At 47.7% G+C, this 2,473-nt stretch carries 5 protein-coding genes and 1 pseudogene; all 6 read left to right on the top strand.

The genetic code is table 11. The features are described from left to right. The coding region (locus TU86_RS23470; protein WP_162207817.1) for an RHS repeat-associated core domain-containing protein at positions 1–473 on the top strand (473 nt) is incomplete at its 5' end. After that, positions 470–829 (top strand): hypothetical protein, encoded by a 360-nt coding sequence (locus TU86_RS21975; RefSeq protein ID WP_053076087.1) that lies wholly within the window; start codon positions 470–472, stop codon positions 827–829. The genes TU86_RS23470 and TU86_RS21975, both read left to right, overlap by 4 nt. A 5-nt stretch (positions 830–834) precedes the next feature. Further along, on the top strand, positions 835–1,020 hold the full coding sequence (locus TU86_RS23825) for an HNH endonuclease (protein WP_204369783.1): 186 nt from the start codon (positions 835–837) through the stop codon (positions 1,018–1,020). 71 nt (positions 1,021–1,091) lie between these two features. Beyond that, the gene (locus TU86_RS21970; RefSeq protein WP_157395937.1) at positions 1,092–1,457 is read left to right on the top strand and encodes a DUF4265 domain-containing protein; all 366 of its coding nucleotides are present in this window, start codon (positions 1,092–1,094) and stop codon (positions 1,455–1,457) included. Continuing rightward, complete coding sequence (locus TU86_RS21965; protein ID WP_048366431.1) at positions 1,454–1,717, top strand: PAAR domain-containing protein; 264 nt, start codon at positions 1,454–1,456, stop codon at positions 1,715–1,717. The genes TU86_RS21970 and TU86_RS21965 overlap by 4 nt, the downstream gene beginning before the upstream one ends. 55 nt (positions 1,718–1,772) lie before the next feature. Then, positions 1,773–2,473 (top strand): annotated as a pseudogene (locus TU86_RS23550) (RHS repeat domain-containing protein); the annotation flags it as partial.

The raw sequence follows: 2,473 nt of genomic DNA, 5'->3' as shown, positions 1-2,473 counted from the left end.
TTCAGGGCCAGTACCACGATCACGAAACAGGGCTGCACTACAACCGCTATCGGTATTATGATCCCCGGGTTGGGCGGTTTATCAGCAAAGACCCGATCAGCTATGCGGGTGGGTTGAATCTGTATGCGTATGCGCCGAATCCTACGGGGTGGGTTGATGCGTTAGGGTTGGCAGCTCACAGAGGCAGAATTCAGGCGCAAGGAGCCAAACTTGAAGAGTCAATTGCTTGGAACCAAGATGTGCCATTAACATCAGGTGATGCTAAGAAAAAACTAGATGAGCTTAAAGATAAATTGAGTAAGAAAGATCTTGCGGCTAGGGCGGATGCATTCAAGAAAGCTGAAAAATTCATCGATGATTCATGCTCTTGTGGTGGGGTTGATGCACAAATAAGCAAAACCTTTATGGTTAAAGATACAAGGCATGAACGTGTTGATATTGAAGTTATTTCAGGTAAGGCATTTGTGGAGTGAGTAAATTGTTTGAAAATTATTTAGGCGATCCGGGCTGCTATGCACGTTTAGAGTCTCATTTCTTTTGTTTTTTCCAAGATTTGATTGAGCAGATGGGGCTTAATGAGGGACGCTTTAACTTTCCATTTTATAAGACATGCTTCTCAAATGGAGTGCCTTTTTTTGATGGGAATCCAATTTTTTCTGCAAAAGATAATCAGAGTGGAAAAACCTTGAGAGTGGTACTTGATGAGCAGTCCGACAGAGTTACATCTTTTTATGATAATCATGAGGGGCGTGAATTTGTTATTGTAGGCAGCATTCTGATGTTGAGTTTTATAAAAAAAGAAATTGTTAACTGGTTAAAAGAAATTTAAGCCTTTTGGTCGTATTGGCGATTGCTGAACAAGTTGAACGGTGTCTTGCTGCTCTTGGACGACCACCGGATAATGAGGCTCATATTGATCATATTAAGCCGCAAGCAAAAAATGGCTCGGATACACCAGAAAATGGCCAGGTACTTTGTAGCGTGTGTAACCTTAATAAGAGCGACTCATGGGTACCTTAGGGGGAAATGGAAAAGCTATTTTTTAAATTATCTGTCATTGATGATTACCCACCCGTCTCAAGCGAAAGCGTGTGGGCAGAAAATTCTCACCCACTGAGATGTGTACTAAAAACATACCTTTCTATGAGAATGAGGCGAATTTAGATGATTTGGTTCAAGTAGTACCCGGTCAAGATGGAGAGAATATTTTCCAACAAATAATAACTCCAAGCGGCAATAGCACTATTCGAATTGTTTTTTTAGAACCTGTTCACACGGAGATTAACCGGGTATTGGAGACTATCGTTGCGATGGGTTGCAGTTGGGAGGGTGGTAGTGAAAGTTTTTACTCGATCAATGTCCCCGAACAGACGTCTCTTGATGATTTGGTTGAGTTTTTAGTACCAGAATCTGAAAGTGGCCTTTTGGAATGTGAATACGGTCTGATTCGCCAATGAAAGACATCATCCGCCTAGGCGACTCCACCACCCATGGGGGTGTCGTGCTTGAAGCTTTTTCCCGGACTGACCTCAACGGTAAACCGATTGCCGGTGTTGGTCATAACGTCAGTTGCCCGTTGTGTAAAGGGATTTTTCCCATTGCCGAGGGCAGCGCGACTTACTCCGTTGACGGTATTGCCGTTGCACTCAATGGTATGAAAACAGCGTGTGGTGCCGCACTGATTGCCAGAGGCCCAAAAGGCGCAGTCAACCGTTGAACCGCAACACCGTTCTTTAAAAACTGAGCCGGTATGGATTGATGTTTACTGCTAGCACAACGGCCAACAAAACCAAATGTGCTGGGACCTTTTCGACCGTCTGGTGCGCTTTGAAGACAACACACTCCGCGTCGACTACGCCTACGACCCGCTGGGGCGGCGCATCCATAAATACTCCAACGCCCGCCACAAGCATCGCCCGGAAGCTGGCTCACACTGGAACCAAAACGAACAGGCGCGCAAACAACGTGAACTGGGCTGCCGTGGCGCAGGCCATGCGGCATCAACCGATCCGCCTGTTGGCGCAGCCGAGTTACGAACGCGCCTACGACATCGACCAGGACCCGCTGTGGACGCACATGCCCCAAGCGATACCGATTGACGTGTTGGCCTGGTACCAGTGCGACCACTTGGGCACGCCACAAGAACTGACCGACCCCAACGGCCAAATCGCCTGGAGTGCGCAGTACAAAGCCTGGGGTGAAATAAAAGAACAGTGTTTGGAATGGGCGCAGCGTGAGGGGCTGACCAACCCGATCAGATTTCAGGGGCAGTACCACGATCACGAAACGGGGCTGCACTACAACCGCTATCGGTACTATGATCCCCGGGTTGGGCGGTTTATCAGCAAAGACCCGATCAGCTATGCGGGTGGGTTGAATCTTTACCAATATGCGCCGAATCCAACGGGATGGATCGATCCTCTCGGCTTGTGGAAGGGGCAGCCAAGAAATACAAACGGGACCTTCGGTAAAG

Origin of the sequence: Pseudomonas weihenstephanensis, from assembly GCF_001043055.1 — a bacterium.
Taxonomy (GTDB): domain Bacteria; phylum Pseudomonadota; class Gammaproteobacteria; order Pseudomonadales; family Pseudomonadaceae; genus Aquipseudomonas; species Aquipseudomonas weihenstephanensis.
The sequence above is the reverse complement of the archived record's forward strand: the minus strand, read 5'-3'. Positions and strand labels throughout refer to the sequence as shown.

Excerpts from the sequence above, each read along its gene's own strand:
- TU86_RS21965 (WP_048366431.1), top strand. The coding sequence starts at position 1,454 with ATGAAAGACATCATCCGCCTAGGCGACTCCACCACCCATGGGGGTGTC.